Source organism: Pseudoduganella sp. GW821-FHT11H04, from assembly GCF_058807935.1.
The window spans coordinates 597,762-615,462 of record NZ_JBXARE010000003.1 but is presented as its reverse complement, the minus strand read 5'-3'; the positions used below and the strand labels follow the sequence as shown (position 1 = coordinate 615,462).

Annotated in this window: 18 protein-coding genes; 2 read left to right on the top strand and 16 right to left on the bottom strand. The window is 63.8% G+C overall.

What is annotated here, in order from left to right:
• Positions 1–10 precede the first annotated feature (10 nt).
• From gspF to gpmA, 16 genes are all read right to left on the bottom strand, one after another.
• A complete protein-coding gene (gene gspF / locus AC1RTP_RS09945; protein WP_498607046.1) occupies positions 11–1,231 on the bottom strand; it encodes a type II secretion system inner membrane protein GspF in 1,221 nt (406 codons plus the stop codon).
• A 3-nt stretch (positions 1,232–1,234) separates the two neighbouring features.
• Positions 1,235–2,656 carry a type II secretion system ATPase GspE gene (gspE, locus tag AC1RTP_RS09940; protein ID WP_498607044.1) on the bottom strand — a complete coding sequence of 474 codons (1,422 nt, stop codon included), beginning with the start codon at positions 2,654–2,656 and terminating at the stop codon, positions 1,235–1,237.
• A 9-nt stretch (positions 2,657–2,665) separates the two neighbouring features.
• Positions 2,666–4,861: a type II secretion system secretin GspD gene (gspD, locus tag AC1RTP_RS09935; protein ID WP_498607042.1), complete on the bottom strand. Its 2,196-nt coding sequence runs from the start codon at positions 4,859–4,861 to the stop codon at positions 2,666–2,668.
• Positions 4,861–5,634 carry a type II secretion system protein N gene (gspN, locus tag AC1RTP_RS09930; RefSeq protein ID WP_498607039.1) on the bottom strand — a complete coding sequence of 258 codons (774 nt, stop codon included), beginning with the start codon at positions 5,632–5,634 and terminating at the stop codon, positions 4,861–4,863. The genes gspD and gspN overlap by 1 nt, the downstream gene beginning before the upstream one ends.
• Positions 5,631–6,149 carry a type II secretion system protein M gene (locus AC1RTP_RS09925; RefSeq protein WP_498607037.1) on the bottom strand — a complete coding sequence of 173 codons (519 nt, stop codon included), beginning with the start codon at positions 6,147–6,149 and terminating at the stop codon, positions 5,631–5,633. The genes gspN and AC1RTP_RS09925 overlap by 4 nt, the downstream gene beginning before the upstream one ends.
• Positions 6,149–7,384, bottom strand: a complete 1,236-nt coding sequence (gene gspL, locus AC1RTP_RS09920; RefSeq protein ID WP_498607036.1) for a type II secretion system protein GspL — start codon at positions 7,382–7,384, stop codon at positions 6,149–6,151. The genes AC1RTP_RS09925 and gspL overlap by 1 nt, the downstream gene beginning before the upstream one ends.
• A gap of 19 nt (positions 7,385–7,403) precedes the next feature.
• Entirely contained in the window at positions 7,404–8,393 is a 990-nt protein-coding gene (gene gspK, locus AC1RTP_RS09915; protein ID WP_498607034.1) for a type II secretion system minor pseudopilin GspK, read from the bottom strand.
• Positions 8,390–9,112: a PulJ/GspJ family protein gene (locus AC1RTP_RS09910; protein WP_498607032.1), complete on the bottom strand. Its 723-nt coding sequence runs from the start codon at positions 9,110–9,112 to the stop codon at positions 8,390–8,392. The genes gspK and AC1RTP_RS09910 overlap by 4 nt, the downstream gene beginning before the upstream one ends.
• A complete protein-coding gene (gene gspI, locus AC1RTP_RS09905; protein WP_498607030.1) occupies positions 9,109–9,471 on the bottom strand; it encodes a type II secretion system minor pseudopilin GspI in 363 nt (120 codons plus the stop codon). The genes AC1RTP_RS09910 and gspI overlap by 4 nt, the downstream gene beginning before the upstream one ends.
• A 3-nt stretch (positions 9,472–9,474) precedes the next feature.
• On the bottom strand, positions 9,475–9,963 hold the full coding sequence (gspH, locus tag AC1RTP_RS09900; protein ID WP_498607027.1) for a type II secretion system minor pseudopilin GspH: 489 nt from the start codon (positions 9,961–9,963) through the stop codon (positions 9,475–9,477).
• Positions 9,932–10,366 (bottom strand): type II secretion system major pseudopilin GspG, encoded by a 435-nt coding sequence (gspG, locus tag AC1RTP_RS09895; protein WP_498607026.1) that lies wholly within the window; start codon positions 10,364–10,366, stop codon positions 9,932–9,934. Before gspG ends, gspH begins: the two co-directional genes overlap by 32 nt.
• A gap of 40 nt (positions 10,367–10,406) precedes the next feature.
• Positions 10,407–12,530 (bottom strand): amidohydrolase family protein, encoded by a 2,124-nt coding sequence (locus AC1RTP_RS09890; RefSeq protein WP_498607024.1) that lies wholly within the window; start codon positions 12,528–12,530, stop codon positions 10,407–10,409.
• A gap of 19 nt (positions 12,531–12,549) precedes the next feature.
• Complete coding sequence (locus AC1RTP_RS09885; protein ID WP_498607022.1) at positions 12,550–13,299, bottom strand: HesA/MoeB/ThiF family protein; 750 nt, start codon at positions 13,297–13,299, stop codon at positions 12,550–12,552.
• Complete coding sequence (locus AC1RTP_RS09880; RefSeq protein WP_498607020.1) at positions 13,296–14,702, bottom strand: S41 family peptidase; 1,407 nt, start codon at positions 14,700–14,702, stop codon at positions 13,296–13,298. Before AC1RTP_RS09880 ends, AC1RTP_RS09885 begins: the two co-directional genes overlap by 4 nt.
• A 16-nt stretch (positions 14,703–14,718) precedes the next feature.
• A complete protein-coding gene (locus AC1RTP_RS09875; protein WP_498607161.1) occupies positions 14,719–16,098 on the bottom strand; it encodes a murein hydrolase activator EnvC family protein in 1,380 nt (459 codons plus the stop codon).
• Positions 16,099–16,172: 74 nt separating this feature from the next.
• The gene (gene gpmA, locus AC1RTP_RS09870; protein ID WP_498607018.1) at positions 16,173–16,919 is read right to left on the bottom strand and encodes a 2,3-diphosphoglycerate-dependent phosphoglycerate mutase; all 747 of its coding nucleotides are present in this window, start codon (positions 16,917–16,919) and stop codon (positions 16,173–16,175) included.
• Between the two features lie 112 nt (positions 16,920–17,031).
• On the opposite strand from gpmA, the gene AC1RTP_RS09865 reads away from it, so the two are divergent.
• On the top strand, positions 17,032–17,430 hold the full coding sequence (locus AC1RTP_RS09865) for a rhodanese-like domain-containing protein (RefSeq protein WP_498607016.1): 399 nt from the start codon (positions 17,032–17,034) through the stop codon (positions 17,428–17,430).
• A gap of 10 nt (positions 17,431–17,440) precedes the next feature.
• Positions 17,441–17,701, top strand: coding sequence for a glutaredoxin 3 (gene grxC / locus AC1RTP_RS09860; protein WP_057265991.1), 261 nt, complete (start codon positions 17,441–17,443; stop codon positions 17,699–17,701).

Here is a 17,701-nt window from a genome sequence, read left to right as displayed (position 1 = left end):
TTCTCCAGGTTCAGTGCACCAGCTGGTTGATCTCGATGATCGGCATCAGCACGGCCAGCACGATCAGCAGCACCACCACGCCCATGGCCAGGATCAGCATCGGTTCCAGCAAGCCGGCAATGGTCAGCGTGCGGCGCTCGAGGTCCGATTCCTGCGCGCTTGCGGCGCGGTCCAGCATGGCGGGCAGTTCGCCGGTGATTTCGCCGGCACGGATCATGTGGATCAGCATCGGCGGGAAGTGTTTTTGCGCGGATAGCGAGCGGGCCAGGCTGGCGCCTTCCCGCACCGAGTCGCTGGCCTGTTCCACCAGCTGGCGCATGGCTACGTTGGACAGCGTGTCGCGGCTGGTCTCCAGCGCGCGCAGGATAGGCACGCCGGAGCCGGTGGTAATGGCTAGCGTGCTGGCGAAGCGCGAAGTATTCAGGCTGCGTTCAAACTTGCCGTACAGCGGCGCCGTCAGCAGCCAGGTGTGCCAGCGCAGCTTGACGTCGGGGTTCTGCAGCATCTTGCGCACCATGACGCCGGCCGCAACTAAAACACCAAGCATCACGAAACCGTAACTGCGCACGAAATCCGAAATGGCCAGCATGATCACCGTCAGCAGCGGCAGTTTCTGCTTGGTGTTGGCGAACACGGACACGATCTGCGGCACCACATAGGTGAGCAGGAAGATCACGATCAGGAACGCCACCACGGTCACGATGGCCGGGTATGTAAAGGCCAGCTTGACCTTCTGCACCAGCGCATTGCGGCGCTCGATGTAATCGGCAAGGCGCGACAGCACGCGCGACAGCTGGCCGATCTGCTCGCCGGAGGCGACCAGCGCGCGGTAGATTTCCTGGAAGTCGCGGGGATGGCGCGACAAGGCGTCCGACATCGACGAGCCGCCCATCACTTCCGAGCGGATCGAGGCCACCAGGTCGCGCACGTAAGGACGCTCGGCCTGTTCCAGCAGTGCGGTGAAAGCTTGCTCCAGCGGCAGGCCCGCTTCCAGCAGGCTGGCCAGCTGGCGCGTGAACAGGGCCAGCTCGGTTGTGCTCAGTTTTTCGCCGAAGCCGCGGCGCGCGGTGGCGCCGCTGGCGTCGACCTGGGACGAGATCGCGTCGACCTTGATCGGCACCAGTCCCTGCGAACGCAGGTCGGCGCGGGCGGAGCGGGCGCTGTCGGCGTTGACGACGCCCTTTTTGCTGGCGCCTGTCGCATCAACGGCTTCATAACGGAAGGCCGGCATCGCTTAGTCCTTCGTCACGCGCAGCAATTCAGCCGACGTCGTGACGCCCTGCTGCAGCCAGCGCTCGCCGTCTTCGCGCATGGTGGCCATGCCATGCTGCTGGGCGGTCACGCGGATCTCGGCTTCCGAAGTACGGTCGTGGATCTGGGCGCGGATATGTTCATCCGTCTGCAGCAGCTCGTAAATACCGACGCGGCCCTGGTAGCCCGTGTTGCCGCAGTTTTCGCAGCCGACGGCTTTCCACTGCGTGCCGTCGAAGGTCTTGCAGGTCGGGCACAGCTTGCGCACCAGGCGCTGGGCCAGCACGCCGAGCAGGGAAGACGAGAGCAGGAAGGGTTCGATGCCCATGTCCAGCAAGCGGGTTACGGCAGCGGCGGCGTCGTTGGTGTGCAGGGTCGCCAGCACCAGGTGGCCGGTCAACGATGCCTGCACCGCGATCTGCGCGGTTTCCAGGTCGCGGATCTCGCCGATCATGATCACGTCCGGGTCCTGGCGCAGGATGGCGCGCAGGGCCTTGGCGAAGGTCATGTCGATACGGGCGTTGACCTGGGTCTGGCCCACGCCTTGCAGGTCGTACTCGACCGGGTCTTCCACCGTCATGATGTTGGTGGAGGTGTTATTCAGCATGGACAGCGCAGCGTACAGCGTGGTCGTTTTACCCGAGCCGGTCGGGCCGGTAACAAGAACGATGCCGTGCGGCTGGTTGATCAGGCTATTGAACTGCCCCGTCATCTTTTCGCTCATGCCCAGGTGGGACAGGTCGAGGCGGCCCGCTTCCTTGTCCAGCAGACGCAGCACGGCGCGCTCGCCATGGCCGGTCGGCAGGGTCGAGACGCGCACGTCCACCGGCTTGCCGCCCACGCGCAGGGTGATGCGGCCGTCTTGCGGCAAGCGCTTTTCGGCGATGTCCAGCTGCGCCATGATTTTGATACGCGAAATCAGCGAACCGTGGATCGCCTTGCGCGGACGCACCACGTCGCGCAGCGCGCCGTCGACGCGGAAGCGCACCACCGAAGTCTGTTCGAACGGCTCGATGTGGATGTCAGACGCGCTGTCGCGCAGGGCTTGGGTGAGCAGCGCATTGATCATGCGGATCACCGGCGCGTCATCGGACGATTCCAGCAAGTCCTCGATGGCCGGCACGTCCTGCAGCAGCTTGGTCAGGTCCAGGTCGGAATCGAATTCTTCCGCCACCTGCGACGCATCGCCGGAAGCGCTGGCGTAGGCCGCGGCAATCGCAGCTTCCAGGTCGGCACGCGACATGTGTTTCAGGTTGATGCGGCCGAAGCGGCGCGACACTTCCGCAATCGCGGAAGCGGGCGTCGCGTTCGACATCATCACATCAACCGCGTGCTCGGCTTCGGCGCTGGGCTGCGCCAGCACCAGGAAGTCGCGCGCGAAGGCGTAGGGCAGGAGGTTCGTCATTGCTGGCTTTTACTGTTGCTGTTTCTGTTCGGGCACGGTCGGAGCGGCAGGCGGCACCGGGCGCGCCAGCTGGCCGCCCGTGGTCGGCTGGCCGTTCTGCAGCGCTGGCAGCATCGGCGCGCCCAGGTTCTGCACCACGATGCTCGGTTCCGGCGCGGACGCTTCCTGCGTGGCGCGCATGTAGTCGTAACGGTCAGCGGTCAGGCTCATGCCCTGTTCGCGGTTGCGCACCACCACTGGGCGCAGGAACACCATCAAATTGGTTTTCCTGCGGTTGCGCTTCTGGTATTTGAACAGGTTGCCGATCAGCGGGATGTCGCCCAGGCCCGGCACTTTTTCCACGCCGTCGCTGGTGTCGTCCTGGATCAGGCCGCCGAGCACCAGTATCTGGCCGTCGTCGGCGATGATATTGGTTTCGATGGTGCGGTTCTTCAGGATCAGGCCAGTCGAGTTCGAGGCCACGGAGGTGTCGATGCTGGAGCTCTCGTTGTAGATCGCCAGCTTGATGGTGCCGCCCTCGGAAATCTGCGGGCGCACTTTCAGCGTGATGCCGATGTCCTTGCGGTCGACCGTCGTGAATGGGTTGCCGGCGCTGCCCGCGGTGGTGGTGAACGAACCCGTCACGATCGGCACGTTCTGGCCGACCTTGATGGTGGCCACTTCATTATCCAGTGTGAGCATGTTCGGGGTGGACAGGATATTGCTGTCGTCGTCCGCGCCCAGCGCATGGGCGACCGCGCCCAGGCCCAGTTTGCCGTTTGCCAGCTGCTTGAAGATACCCAGGGTCAGGCCCGAACCCGGCGGCGTCGGGTCGGCGGCGCCGCTCAACAGGCCATTCAGGCTCACGATGCTGTTGGCGCCGCCGACATTGTTGTAGGTCGTGCCGCCGCCGACCCGGTAGGTGTGGCCGCTGCCCTGCAGGCCGGCCCACTGCACGCCGAACTCGGACAGCTTGGCTGCATTGACTTCGACGATCATCGATTCGATATAGACCTGCGCGCGGCGCACGTCCAACTGGTCGATCACGGAACGCAGGTTGCGGTAGACGGCTTCCGGTGCGGTGATGATCAGGGTATTGGTAGTGGCGTCGGCCTGGATGAAGCCAGCCGCACCGCCGCCCAGCGATTGCTGCGAGCGGTTGCTGCTGCCGCTTTGCAGCGCCGGGTTGCTTGGGCCGACTGAGCCGGTGCCGCTTTGCGAGGTCTGGCCGATGCCGCCCTGGCCCATCTGGCTGTTGCCGGTGTTCAGGCCCTGCGAGGACAGGCTGCCGTTGCCGGACTGGCTGCCGCCGCCGCTGTCGCCCGACACTACCGAGCGCAGGGTCTCGGCCAGCTTGGTCGCTTCCGCGTTCTTCAGGTAGACCACGTGCACATTGCCCGCCTGCGCGGTCGGCTGGTCCAGTTTGGAGATCAGGGACTTGGCCAGGTTGGCGCGGGCTGCCGACGGTGCGCGCACCACCAGCGCGTTGGTGCGCGGGTCGGGCACCAGGGTCACGCGGCCGGCGTCGCCGCCGGCGCCTGGTTCCATCAGCTTGTTGATCATGGCCGCCAGGTCGCTGGCGATGGCGTAGCGCACCGGCACCACGTCCATGTCGGCGCTCGACGGCGCGTCCAGCGAAGCGATGATCTTGGCCAGGCGCTTCAGGTTGTCCGAGTAGTCGGTGATGACCAGGGTGTTGTTGCCCGGGTTGGCGTTGATGGTGTTGTTCGGCGTGATCAGCGGGCGCAGCACAGTGACCAGGTTGGCCGAGTTTTCGTGGTTCAGGTGGAAGATCTGGGTCACCACCTGGTCGCCCTGCGGGCTTTTCTGGCCGCCGACCACGGTCGGCGAGGCCTGCAGCTTGGCTTCCGCTTCCGGTACCACTTTCGCGTAGCCGTCGCCGCTGACGATGGCGTAGCCTTGCAGGCGCAGGGCGGAGGCCAGCAGCTGGAAGGCTTGCGACTTGGTGATCGACTTTTCCGACACCAGGGTCAGGGTGCCCTTGACGCGCGGGTCGATCAGGAAGGTGATATTGGTGTAGTGGCCAACGGCCTTGATCACCGATTCGATATCGGCGCCGACAAAATTCAGCGCGGCTTCGTCATTGGGCTGGGCCCAGGCCGTGACCGGTGCGGCGGCGGGCGCCAGCGCGCAGCACAGCAGCGCCGCGGCGCTCAGGCGGCGCAGTGCCGGGAAGGTGTTTGGGCTTGCAGTGTGTGTTTTCATTATCGGAACTCTAGTGCAATGACGTTTTTACCGCTATTTGGCTTGGGCTGGCCCAGCATGCTCAAAAGGCCGCCCAACTGGTCTTCAAATCCTGTTGCCGCTTGCGCCTGGCCGGAAAACTGCAACCGGCCACGCTCGAATTTTCCTGCGCCGCTTAACAGCAGCGGGCCGCGCTGCGAATTCAGCGCCAGCCCCGCTTGCTGGCCTTTCCAGTCGAACGCCAGCTGGTAACTGCCCAGGGGCTTCAACGGCGAAAGGCGCGACGACATGTCCTGCATTTCCAGCGTGGTGCGGCCTTGCAGCGACACCGCCGGTCCTTCGCGCAGCAGTTGCAGCGAGGACCAGGACAGCTTCAGGCGGCCGCTCGGCGCCAGCGTGTTCAGTGGCGCGCCCAGGCCCGCCAGGCCGTCGGCCGGCAGCATCAGGGCGGCCGGGCTGACGTCCCAGCTGCTCAAGCCGCCGCGCAATGTGACTGGCTGCGTCAGCGCGTCCGGGTTTTGCAGCTCCACGTCAACGCTGCCGAACACGATCAGCGGCGACAGGCGCCAGCTGAAACGTCCGGGCAGCAGCGGCGTTACCGCGCCATCCTTGCTGGCGGCGCCGCCGATAAAGGCGGAACCGCGCCACAGCGTACCCTGCGCATCACCCAGGGTCAAACGTCCGCCGCTCTGGCTTTCGACGATCTGCCCCATCCAGCTGGCCGGCAAGAATGCCAGCACGGTCACACCCGCACTGAGCACGATCGCCAGCAGCCACAAAACGACGCGCTTCATCGGCCTGCGGACTCCTGGCGCAGCGTCAGGTTGGCATCCACCTGTCCGGCCGGGCCTTGCTGCGTCACGCTGCCTTCCTGCACCATCACCCGCTGTTCGCGACGCATCGCATCGAGCCAGCTCACCAGGCCGGCGAACGGCACGCCTTTGAATTCCACTTTAATGTAATCGCCCGTGACCGCCAGGTTTTGCGTGGTCAGGCCGATGGATTGCAGCCGCGCCGCAACGCCATCCTTGGACAGCGGTTGCGCCTGCGCCACCGGTTGCTGCGCCAGCTGGGCCGCTTCACCGGCCAGGGCCTGCATTTCAGCCAATTGCTGGTTCTTCATCGGCAGGTCTTTTTCCAGCCTGGCGCGGCCAGTCAGCGCGGGGTCGATCAGCACGCCCCACACCAGGCCCAGTGCCAACACGGCGCCGCCGATCGACAGCATGCGCTGCTCCTGTTCGGTGCGCGCGCTCCACCAGACTGCAGCGTTGGCGCGGACTGCGTTGATTTTGTCGTTCAGGCCCGCCATCACTTGCCTCCCGCTTTCACCGTCCACACGCCCGGGCCGCTTTCGCTGGCGCTCAGCTTGCGCTGGGACAGCGCGGACTGCATCTGCGCCAGGGCGTTGGCGTCCACGCTGTTCGGCTTGAACTTGACCGTCATGCTGCGTTCCTTGTATTCCATGCCGGCCACCGCTTCGCGGTTGGGCAGCACGGACAGCGCTTCGCCAAGGGCGGCGCTCATATTGGTGAATTCACTGGTGTCGGCGCCGCCGCCGGCAGCGGCGCGCGCGCGGGCGATATTCTGGCGCATCTGGTCTGCAGGATCGCCAATCATCGGCTGGTTCGGATAGGCGGAGCGGAAGACCTGCTGCATGTTCTGGCGCACGGCATTTTCTTCACGCTTGAGGCGGATCCATTCCCAGTTCAGGCCCACGATATTAACCACCACGGCCGCGACGGCGATGCGCAGCGGCCATTTCCAGCGCGCCCAGGCGCGGGCGGAGGCGCCGCTGACCGCGCCGAGACCGGCCGCCAGGTCGAAAGGCACCGCTTTCGCTGCAGCGACGCGGTGCACCCAGCTGTCTTCTTCCAGCGTGATGCCCTGCACATTGGCCGCCAAGGCGGCATATTCGGCATGCTGGGCCGGCGCCACGTACAGCGTCACCGGTGCGTCGCCTGCCAGGGCGCGCAGGGTGTGCAGCGCGGCTTCGGGCGCATTCGGCAGGGTCAGGCCCAGGCCTTCATGCGGGGCGCTGCGCAGGGTCAGTTCGAGGCCGGCGTCGTCCAGGCCCAGGGCGGCGGAGGCGCTGCCAGGCGCCAGCGGCAGGCTTAGTTGCACCGGCACGGCCGATACGCCGTGCGCGCCTTGCGCCACCAGGGCCTTGACCAGCACTTCCAGCCAAGCGCGGTTGGCCACGGCCACCACGCGTTCGTCGCTGTCGCCGCTGGCGGGAGCCAAGGCCATCACGCAGTCGAACGGATCGCCCAGCACTTGTTCTTCCGCCAGGTTGGGCAGGGCCGCTTTGAGCTTGGCGCCCGACAGCGGCGGTACTTTGACTTTCAACAGGGAGACATCGGCGGCGGCCAGCAACAGCACCACGCGGCGCGCGGTCGACACCAGCTCGCCCAGGTTGCCCAGCGCACCGGCGCCCTGCTGCATCACATTGCCGCCATCGCCCACCAGCGCAAACTGGCAGCTGGACGGCACGCCGTTGTCGGCGGCTGCGGCGCGGGCCGGATAGCGAATGTAGAGTGTTGTCAAAGCTTGCCTTCCCTATTCCTTAAATTTCCCGAATCCAGACTACTTTGGTGCCTGCCGCTTCACGCTGGATCAGGGACCAGGACATCAATTCCGCGCGATCCAGGCGCACCCGGCTCAATACCAGGAAAAAGTCGCTGCGCGTATCCATTTCGCTATCGGCCAACACGGCCTGCTTCCCCATCGACTGCAGATAACTCTTGAAGTTATTCACGTCGGTGAACGGCGTGCGCTTGCGCGCCACCACCAGGTTCTGCCCTTCCGACACCGAACTGTTCAGCAGCGCCGCCAGCAGTTCCGGCGATGCGGTGTTGACGTTGATCGGCGTCTGCTTCGGCAGTACGATCACAAATTCGCGCAGCTTCTCAATGGCTTGCTGGTCAAAGCCCGATACCGCCAGCAAATCCTCCACCCGCAGCATCTTCATCGGCTGCCCGCTGCCCGGCGGCACCGGCTCCACGTCCGGCGATGGCGGCTGGCCTCCTTGCTGCTGGATCTGGCCGGCGCCTTCGCTGCGCGCCACCTGGGTCGCCACCACTTTGGCCAGCGTCTGGTTCAGTTGCAGGTTTTGCAGCAGGCGTGCAAAGACCGCCAACTGCTTCTTATTGATGCCGCCCGCGCCCGCCGTACTGGCCAGATTCGCAAGATTGTAGCGCGACTGTGCGTCGTAAGTCTGTCCGGAGATGGCGGCGTCGAAGCTTTCGCCCTCTACCCGCTCGCGTTCCACGAACTGGTCGAGCCGCGTTTCAGCCAAAGGCGTGGCCCAGATACCGTCGGCGCGCGTCATGGTACGGCTGTCCATCATGTCCTGGCGCAGGATAAGCCGCACCAGATCAAGGCCGCCGCGCAAAATCCAGCGCGTCTGAAAGTGCAGGCGCTGGTTTTCCATCGAACGCACCTGCACCTGCTGCTGCCAGAACAGGCTGGCCACGATGGACACTGCCAGGGTGGTCAGGAGTAGCGCCGTAACAACAGCGACACCGCGTTGGCGGGCTCGGGAGCGCATTTTCATACGGCCCCCAGCAGGAAAACTTTGGTCAGCGGCGCGGGCTGGCCCTGGATTTGCAGCGAAATTTCCAGCCCGGTCGGACCAGTCGGCTGCGGCACCTGGGCCGGCAACGGGGTCTTGCCAGGCGGGTTGCCGGTGCCGGTCGGGTTGCCCTGCGCATCGCAGGCGCCCGGCTGCGGATCGGCGCACACCACATTAGGCTGGGCACTGCTGAACGAAGACGAGGAATTCTCCGGCAACTTCCAGCCGCCACCTTCCCACACCCGCACTTGCATGGCGCTCACGCCGGAATGGAGGGCCACCGTCGCCTGCGCGCCAGCTTGCCCGATCGCGGCCTGCCATATGGAATCGAGCTGCACCAGGTCGCGTGTCACTGGCGACTCGCTGCGCGACAGCACGCCTTCGCGGATCACGTAGCTGACCACTTGCAGCTGCGTCGCCGAATTCTCGGACATCACATTACGGATAAAGACCAGGCGCGAGTTATCGGCCAGGATGTTCTGGTGGTCGCGCAGCAGGCTCTTGTCGGAAATCTGTTCCAGGTCGCTTTGCAGCTGGGCGAAGGTGAGCTGGATGCCGCGCGTCTGTTCCATATTCTGGGTCAGCTGCTCGCGCGAACGCACGATGGTGTCCAGGCCGCGCCAGCCCATTACGGCGACAATGGCCAGCACGGTGATCGCCACCAGCAGCTCGATCAGGGTAAAGCCGTGCGCGCGCTTCATTCCTGCAGCACCAGTTGCACCAGCTTGATGATGCGCCGCTCGGGCGTGCTGGCTTCAAATACGCTCACTTCGACCCGGCGCATGCGCGGGTTTGGCGAGGCGATAACTTCTTCTTCACATACGAAGTGCAAGTCGGCTTGCGGGCATTCAAAGCTGGTTTTGCCGGTCGCAGGCCAGTTCTTGGCCAGGCGCACCTGCACCAGCCGGTTCTCGGCCGACCAAGTGGCCATCATGGACGTGCGCAGGCCCTCGCTGTTCTGGGTCAGGCTGCCCATGGCGCGCAGGGCCGCGCCCAGCGCCGTGCCGACGATCAGCAGCGCTACCAGCACTTCCAGCAGGGTAAAGCCTCGTTGCCGCATTCTTCAGTCCACAGTGAAATGACCGACGCCGTCGGCGCGAATGGTGGCGCGCAAATCGCCGCTGGCCAGGGTCAGCGAGAATGGGCGGTCGACCGGTTCGCGGCCGAATACGATGCGCATATTGCCCGGCACATTGGTCGGCGGGTCGAGCATCAGGGTCACCGGCGCCAGGTCGAAGCTGCGTTCGCGCAGCATATCGTCCTTCGATAGCGGCTCCCAGGTCTTTTCATTACGCACCAGGAAGCGGTAGCTGTCCGGTCCCGCCTCGAAGGCGACTGGCCGGTTGCGCACGATAGCTTCATCGCGCGCCAGTTGCAGCAGGAGCGCGATGCGCTGCGCATCCTTCTGCATGGCCTTGGCCTGGCTCGGGGCGACGCTGATCACGGTCAGGCCAAGTGTGATGCCGACGATGACCAGCACCACCAGCAGCTCGATCAGCGTAAAGCCGCGCTGCAGCCGCTTAGATTTCCCAGGAGCCGATATCAGCATCATCGCCGGTGCCGCCTGGCTGGCCGTCGGCGCCATACGAGAACACATCGATTTCACCCTTCACGCCAGGGGACAGGAACTGATAGTTGTTACCCCACGGGTCCTTAGGCATTTTTTCCAGGTAAGGAGCTTTCCAGCCATTGGCCGCAGGGCCGGTGGTCGGCTTGGCCATCAGGGCTTGCAAGCCCTGTTCCGTGGTCGGGTAGCGCTGGTTATCCAGCTTGTACATCTTCAGCGCCTGCATGATCGTGGAGATCTCGACCTTGGCGGCGGCAGTCTTGGACTCGCCTACGCGGTTGATCACCTTCGGCAGAACCAGTGCGGCCAGAACGCCCATGATCACCACCACAACCATGATCTCGATCAGCGTAAAACCGCGCGAGCGGCGTTTGCTTGATATTTGCATAAGATTCACTAAAAATTAAACTGCTGCGAGTATAAGTGATTCAGTCGTGCTTGCGGCCAATTGCGCCGATATGACGCAACACCGCGTCGTTTGAGCCCGCAATATTCGACGGCACGGCCTCCAGCGGCTTCACCGCGGGCGCCCCGGAAACGAAAGGCTTGATGCCCAGCGCTTCGTCCACTTCCTTAGGATAGACGATCTGGCCGCGGGTGATCACAGCCGAGACCTTGCGTACATCCTCGATATCCCTGGTCGGGTCGCCGTCCACCAGCACCAGGTCGGCCAGCTTGCCGGTCTCGATGCTGCCGCGTTCCGCACTGGTGCGGGTGTAGCGCGCGCCGTTGCGGGTGGCGACCTGGATCGCCTGGGCCGGCGTCAGGCCGGCTTTCACCAGCAAGGCCAGCTCCGAATGCAGGGTGAAGCCCGCCAGGTCGTCGGTGCCGGCCACGATAGGCACGCCGGCCTTGTACAGGATGCCGACGAACTGCACCATCTTGGCGAAAGATTTGTCGTAGCGCGCCTGGGTGGCGGCGTCCGGAATTTTCATGGTGCCGACATGGAAGCCGCGCGCCACGTCGGGAGGCATATTGCCTTCCAGGGCAGCCCATGGCTCGTTGACATCGCCGTCTTTCTGCTTCAGGAAAGCGAAAGCAGCCAGGGTCGGGTCGATCACGATCTGCTTTTTCTTCAGCGTGGCGATGAAGTCTTTCACTTCCCTGGAATTGAAGTCCAGGCCCGCCACTTTTTCAGCCGGCAGGTAGAAGCGTTCCAGGCTGCGGGTTTCCACGCCCGGCTTGAACAGGAAGTTCAGCATGACCTGGTTGATGTGCTGGATCTCGTCGTAGCCGGCGTCCAGCGCCTGCTGGGCGCGCAGGCCCGCCGGGATGTGGCCGGACACGCGCATGCCGCGCAGGTGGGCGTAAGCCACGGTGTCCTTCAGGATCTCTTTCGGGAAGGAGTTGTAAATTTTCAGCTGCGGGTAGCCATGCTCGGCGTACCAGTCGATGGCGCGCTTGGACTGGTCCAGCGTCTTGACCACGAAGCCGCTGATGGAAGAATACGGGCTTTCGCCTTCCAGGAAACCGGCCGGCACGATTTGCGGCGCCAGCAATTTGCCGCCCGCAGTCTCGTCGATCATCATCTGCAGCTGGGCGTTGTCGTTGCCCATATCGCGCAGCGAGGTGACGCCGGCGGAGACGTGCAGCGCGCCTTCCCAGCGCGTGATATGGCCGTGCATATCGAACAGGCCTGGCAGCACGATGCGGCCGCCGGCGTCGATTTGGTTGGCGGCGCCGCGCACCTCGGTACCGGCCGGCACGATGGCGCTGATGCGGCCGCGCAGCAGGTAGATGTCGGACGGTGCGCCGACGGTGGCCTTATTGCTGTCGAAGATGCGGGCATTCTTCACCACGGTCAGGCCGGGCAGCGGGTGCTGCAGCTTGGCGGCCATATCGTTCAACAGCTTGGCTTCGGCGATTTTCTGGCGCTCGGCCAGCAGCTTGCCGTTATCCTGCCAGCCTTCAATCGCAAAAACGAACGTGCCCGGCGCTACCGCCGCGAACAGGGAAGGATTGGCGCCCTTGGTAATCCACAGGAATTTCGGGCTCAGTCCCAGTCCGGTCTGCGCCACCAGCTGCACCTGCTGGCTCTGGCCATTGGGGCCGGTGACCTGCGCCTCGTCGAGCACCATTTGCTTCAGGGTGCCGTTAGGCAGCAGGGAAATGCTGGCCGACGGCAGCTTGGCCAGTGCGGCGATGGCGCGCGAATCGGATTCAAAGCTGCCGTTCAAGGGCACGTACACGGCCGGGCCGGCGACATCCTTCGCGCCCACCTCGCTGGTGGACTTCCACTGCGCCTTGCCGCCCTTGCGTTCAAAGTGTTCGTCCACCACGGCGCCAAAGGTTGAATTGCCTTTGACGTGGTATTCCGACATGGTGCCGTCGGCAGCCAGGCGGAATTCCTCCGTCAGCTCGGGGCCGCGGCCGTTGTCCTTGTAAATGTAGCGAACCTTGGTCAGGCCGTCGTCATGGTTTTCCACCACTTGCTCGCCCATCTGCTTTCCATTGTTTTCGGAAATAAAGACGTAGCGGGTGGTTTGAGTCACTGCTGCTTGTGCGAATGCACTAGCGACAGCCAGCGCCATGACGGCCGAAACTCGCTTCATTGAGGGATCTCCAGTGTTATTAGTGTGGGGCGCCGCAGACCGGGCAGGCTTCATTGCGGCCGATGCTTATGCTGTTCCACTCCATGCGCAAGCCATCCAGCATCAGCAAGCGGCCGGACAGGGATTCGCCAATGCCCATCACCAGCTTGAGCGCTTCGGCAGCCTGCATGGCGCCGACCACGCCGACCAGCGGCGCGAACACGCCCATGGTGGAGCAGGCCACGTCCTCGAAAGGCTGGTCTTGCGGGAACAGGCAGGAGTAGCAAGGTCCTTCGGTGCGCGTATCGAACACGCTGACCTGGCCGTCGAAGCGGATCACGGCGCCGGAGACAAGCGGCACGCGATGCGCCACGCAGGCGCGGTTGACGGCATGCCGGGTCTTGAAGTTGTCGGTGCAGTCGAGCACCACATCGTGCTGCGCCACCAGCGCGGCCAGGCGCGCATCGTCGACGCGCTCCACCAGCGCCGTCACTTGGCATTCCGGATTAATCGCATTCAGGGTGGTGCGCGCCGATTCCGCCTTGGGGTGGCCGACACGTTCGGTGGTGTGGGCAATCTGGCGCTGCAGGTTGGTGAGGTCGACGCTGTCATGGTCGACGATGGTGAGCTGGCCGATACCGGCCGATGCCAGGTAGAGCGAAGCCGGCGAACCCAGCCCGCCCGCACCGATCACCAGCGCCCGGCCGTTCAAGATCGCCTGCTGCCCCTCGATGCCGATTTCATCGAGGAGGATGTGGCGCGAATAACGCAGCAGCTGCTGGTCGTTCATTTCGCCGCGAGTTCAGGCTTGGCGGTTTTCACCGGCAGTCCTTTGAAATGGCGCAGCGCCTGTTCCAGCTGGAAGTCATCCTTGCCGCCGAACTCGAACGGCTTCTGCTTTTTCGCAGCGGCCAGCAGGCGCTGCTCTTCTTCCAGCTCGTCGCGGCGGATGCGGCCTTGCGCCACCTCTTCGCCGTCGCCATTGGCCAGGTGCTTTTGCAGGTCGGCTTCACGCAGGCGCAGGCTGTTGATGGCGTCGCCCTCAGCGGTTTCATCGACCGCCACGTCCGGCACGATGCCCTTGGCCTGGATGGCGCGGCCCTTCGGCGTGAAGTAGCGCGCGGTGGTCAGCTTGACGGCCGAATCGGCGGTGATCTGGCGCAGCGTCTGCACCGAACCCTTGCCGAATGTCTGGCTGCCCATGATGATGGCGCGCTTGTAGTCCTGCAGCGCGCCTGCCACGATTTCGGAAGCCGAGGCGGAGCCGCCATTGACCAGCACCACCATCGGCACCGACTTCAGCGCCGCCGGCAGCTTGGAAAGAGGATCGCTGCCGCTGCGGAACGAATAGTTTTCGGCATTGGCGTTGAAAGCCTGCTTGGAATCGGCCAGTTGGCCGTCGGTGGACACCACCAGCGAGTCTTTCGGCAGGAAGGCCGCCGACACGCCGACCGCGCCCTGCACCACGCCGCCCGGATCATTGCGCAGGTCCAGCACCAGGCCTTTGATATTAGGATCCTTGGCGTAGAGGGCATTCAGCTTCTTCGCCATGTCTTCCACCGTCGGCTCCTGGAATTGCGAGATGCGCAGCCAGGCGTAGCCCGGTTCCACCATCTTCACCTTCACGCTTTGTACGCGGATTTCTTCGCGCACGATAGGAATCAGCAGCGGCTTGTCTTCATCCTTGCGCGAAACCGTCAGCACCACCTTGGTGCGGGGCTCGCCGCGCATTTTCTTGATCGCGTCATCCAGCGACAGGCCTTTCAGCGGCTGGCCGTCGAGACGGGTAATCAGGTCTCCGGGCTTGATGCCGGCGCGCCAGGCTGGCGAATCCTCGATCGGCGCCACCACCTTGATATAGCCATCTTCCACGCCCACTTCGATGCCGATGCCGACGAACTTGCCGTGGATGGACTCGCGCATTTCCTTGAATGCGGCTTTATCGAGGTAGGTGGAATGGGGATCGAGCGAGGAAACCATGCCGGCGATGGCGTCCTGCAGCAGCTTCTTGTCGTCGACCTGTTCGACGTAGTCGGACTTGATCAAGCTGAAGACTTCGGTCAATGTGCGCAGTTCTTCCAGCGGCAATGGCGAACCTGGCCTCTGCGCAAGGGCGGAAAACTGCATCGAGACGGCGATACCCGCCGCCATACCAAGGCCGACCAGGCCCAGACTCTTCGTTTTGTTGCCCATTGATTGCTTTCTGCCGCTAGAACTTGACCCACCCGGCCGGATCTATCGGCTTGCCCTGGTGGCGCATTTCAAAGTATAAACCCGATTCTTCGTAACCGCCGGTATTTCCGACGGTGGCGATCACCTCGCCCGCCTTGACCACGTCGCCGGCCCGTTTCAGCAACGTCTCGTTATAGCCGTAGCCGCTCCAGTACTGGCCGCCGTGGTCGATGATAATGAAGTTGCCGTAACCGCGCAGCCAGCTTGCGTGCACCACGCGGCCCGCCGCCACGGCGCGCACTTCGGCGCCGGCGCCGGCCTTGACCACCATGCCCTTCCAGGCCACGCCATCGGCATTCTTGCTGCCGAAGCGCTTTTCCACCTTGCCGGAGACCGGCATCGGCAGGTCGCCCTTCAAACGGGCGAATACGCCGTCCGCCACCACGGGCGCAAGCGCCACGTCGGATGGACGCGGCGACTTCTCGTCGCGCTGCCCGGACGGCTCCGGCCTGGAGGCCAGCTTCGGCTCGTCCTCGGCCGGCAGCGGTTTCGGCGCCGGCTTGCCGGCTTTTTTCGCTTCCTGCGCCAGGCGCTCGCGTTCGGCCTGGGCCTTGGCGCGGGCCAGGGCGCGTGCTTCCGCTTCCGCCTTCGCTTTGGCCGCACGTTCGGCGGCCAGCTTTTCCTGGCGGGCTTTTTCAGCGGCGGCGATACGCGCCTGTTCCTCGATCAGTTTGTTGAGCTTGTCGACCAGGTTGTCCAGGCGCTGGGCATCCTGCTCCATGCGTCCGGCTTCCTTGCGCTGGTTGACCAGCTTCTTGGACAGGGTGGCCAGGGTTGCCGCGCGGCGGCCCTTCTCCTGCTCCAGTTTGTTCTTCTGCTGCTTTTCTTCGTCCGCGATTTCGTCCAGCTCCTGCTTGGACTCCTGCGCCTCGGCCTGGTTTTCCTCGACCTTTTTCAGGTTGGCGCGCAGCGAATCGAGCAGCTTGGCCTGCGATTGCGACACATAGGCCATCAGCTGCAGTTCGCGGTTGATACGGTTCGGGTTGTCGCCCGATAGCAGCAGCTTGATGCGGTCTTCATTGCCGGCCAGGTACTGCTCGCGCAGCAGCTTGGCCAGTTGCTGCTTCTGCGCCGCCACGGTGGCGGACAGGCGCAGCTGCTCGGCGGCCAGTTCGGCCACCCTGCTATTGATCTGGGTTTGTTCCGACGCCAGCTCGCGCAAGGTGCGGTTGGCGTCGGAAATGGCGGCCTCCGACTCGGCCAGCGTGTCGGCCGCGTCGTCCTTGGCGCTCTCGGTCTTGCCGATTTCCGCCTTCAGGTCGGTAAGCTTGCGTGCCAGCGCCGCCCGTTCCGTCTCGGCCGCAGCTTTTTGCTTGCTGCGTTCAGTCGGTTTCGGTGCGGCATAGGAACCGTGCATGGCGCCCAACAGCAGCAAGATTGCCAGCGCTGCGCCACGCAAGGCGCGGCGAGTCGGATAAACCGCCACGGGGATTACTTGGCCTTGCCCTGGTTGGCCACGGCAGCCTGTGCGGCGGCGATGGCGGCTGGGTCGCCCAGGTAGTAGTGCTTGATTGGCTTCAGGTCGGCATCCAGTTCGTATACCAGCGGCTGGCCGTTCGGGATATTCAGGCCGACGATTTCTTCGTCGCTGATGCCGTCCAGCATCTTGATCAGGGCGCGCAGGCTGTTGCCGTGGGCCGAAATCAGGATTTGTTTGCCGGCCTTGATGGCCGGGGCGATGTCATCGTTCCAGGCTGGCATCACGCGCGCCACGGTGTCTTTCAGGCATTCGGTCAGCGGGATGGAATCTTTCGGCAGGCCAGCGTAGCGCGGGTCGTTGAAGGAGGTGCGGTCGTCGCCGGCTTCCAGCGCTGGCGGCGGGATGTCGTAGCTGCGGCGCCATACCAGCACCTGCGCATCGCCAAACTTGGCGGCGGTTTCGCCCTTGTCCAGGCCTTGCAGGGCGCCGTAATGGCGCTCGTTCAGGCGCCAGTCGTGCTTGATCGGCACGTACATCTCATCCATTCCGTCCAGGGTCAGCCACAGGGTGCGGATGGCGCGCTTGAGCACGGAGGTGTAGCACAGGTCGAAGGAGAAGCCGGCATCTTTCAGGATTTTGCCAGCGGATTTGGCTTCGTTGACGCCTTTTTCAGTCAGGTCCACATCGGTCCAGCCAGTGAAGCGATTTTCCAGGTTCCAGGTGGACTCGCCATGACGCATGAATACGATTTTATACATAGAGCTTTAACAATAGAGTTGGAAATGGGTGAAAATCGCCGCCGAAGCCACGAACAAGCATCTATTTTATAATGATGGGATTGAGTTCAACCATTTGAATAACTGGAATCCTGTGAAATTCATCCTCGACAATATTTTTCTGATCGCCATCGTCCTCCTGTCCGGTGGCGCCCTGCTCTTCCCAATCCTGACACAGCGCGGTAAAAAGGCCTCCCCAGCCGAGGTGACCCTGCTGATCAACCGCAGCAAAGCCACGGTGATCGATGTGCGCGCCAAGGACAAGGCCGAAAGCCGTATCATCGACTCCAAGCACATACCACTGGCCGAACTGGGCAACCGCATGGGCGAACTGGAAAAGTTCAAGAACAAGACCCTGGTGGTGGTATGCGATAAAGGGATCAGCGCCTTCAGCGCCGCCCGCATGCTGGAAAAGTCCGGTTTCTCCGACGTTGTCGTGATGGAAGGCGGGATCGATGCCTGGAAGGCACAAAACTTGCCGCTGACCAAGTAAAGGACCCACCATGACTGCCAACGTAACCATGTACAGCACCCTGGTGTGCCCGTATTGCGTGCGCGCCGAACGTTTACTGGAAAGCAAGGGTGTCACCGCCATCAATAAAATCCGCGTCGACCTCGACCCGGCCCAGCGCCAGCTGATGATGGAAAAGACCGGCCGCCGCACCGTGCCGCAGATCTATATTGGCGACACCCACGTGGGCGGTTTTGACGATTTATATGCGCTGGACCAGGCTGGCGGCCTCGACCCCTTGTTAAAAGGTTAA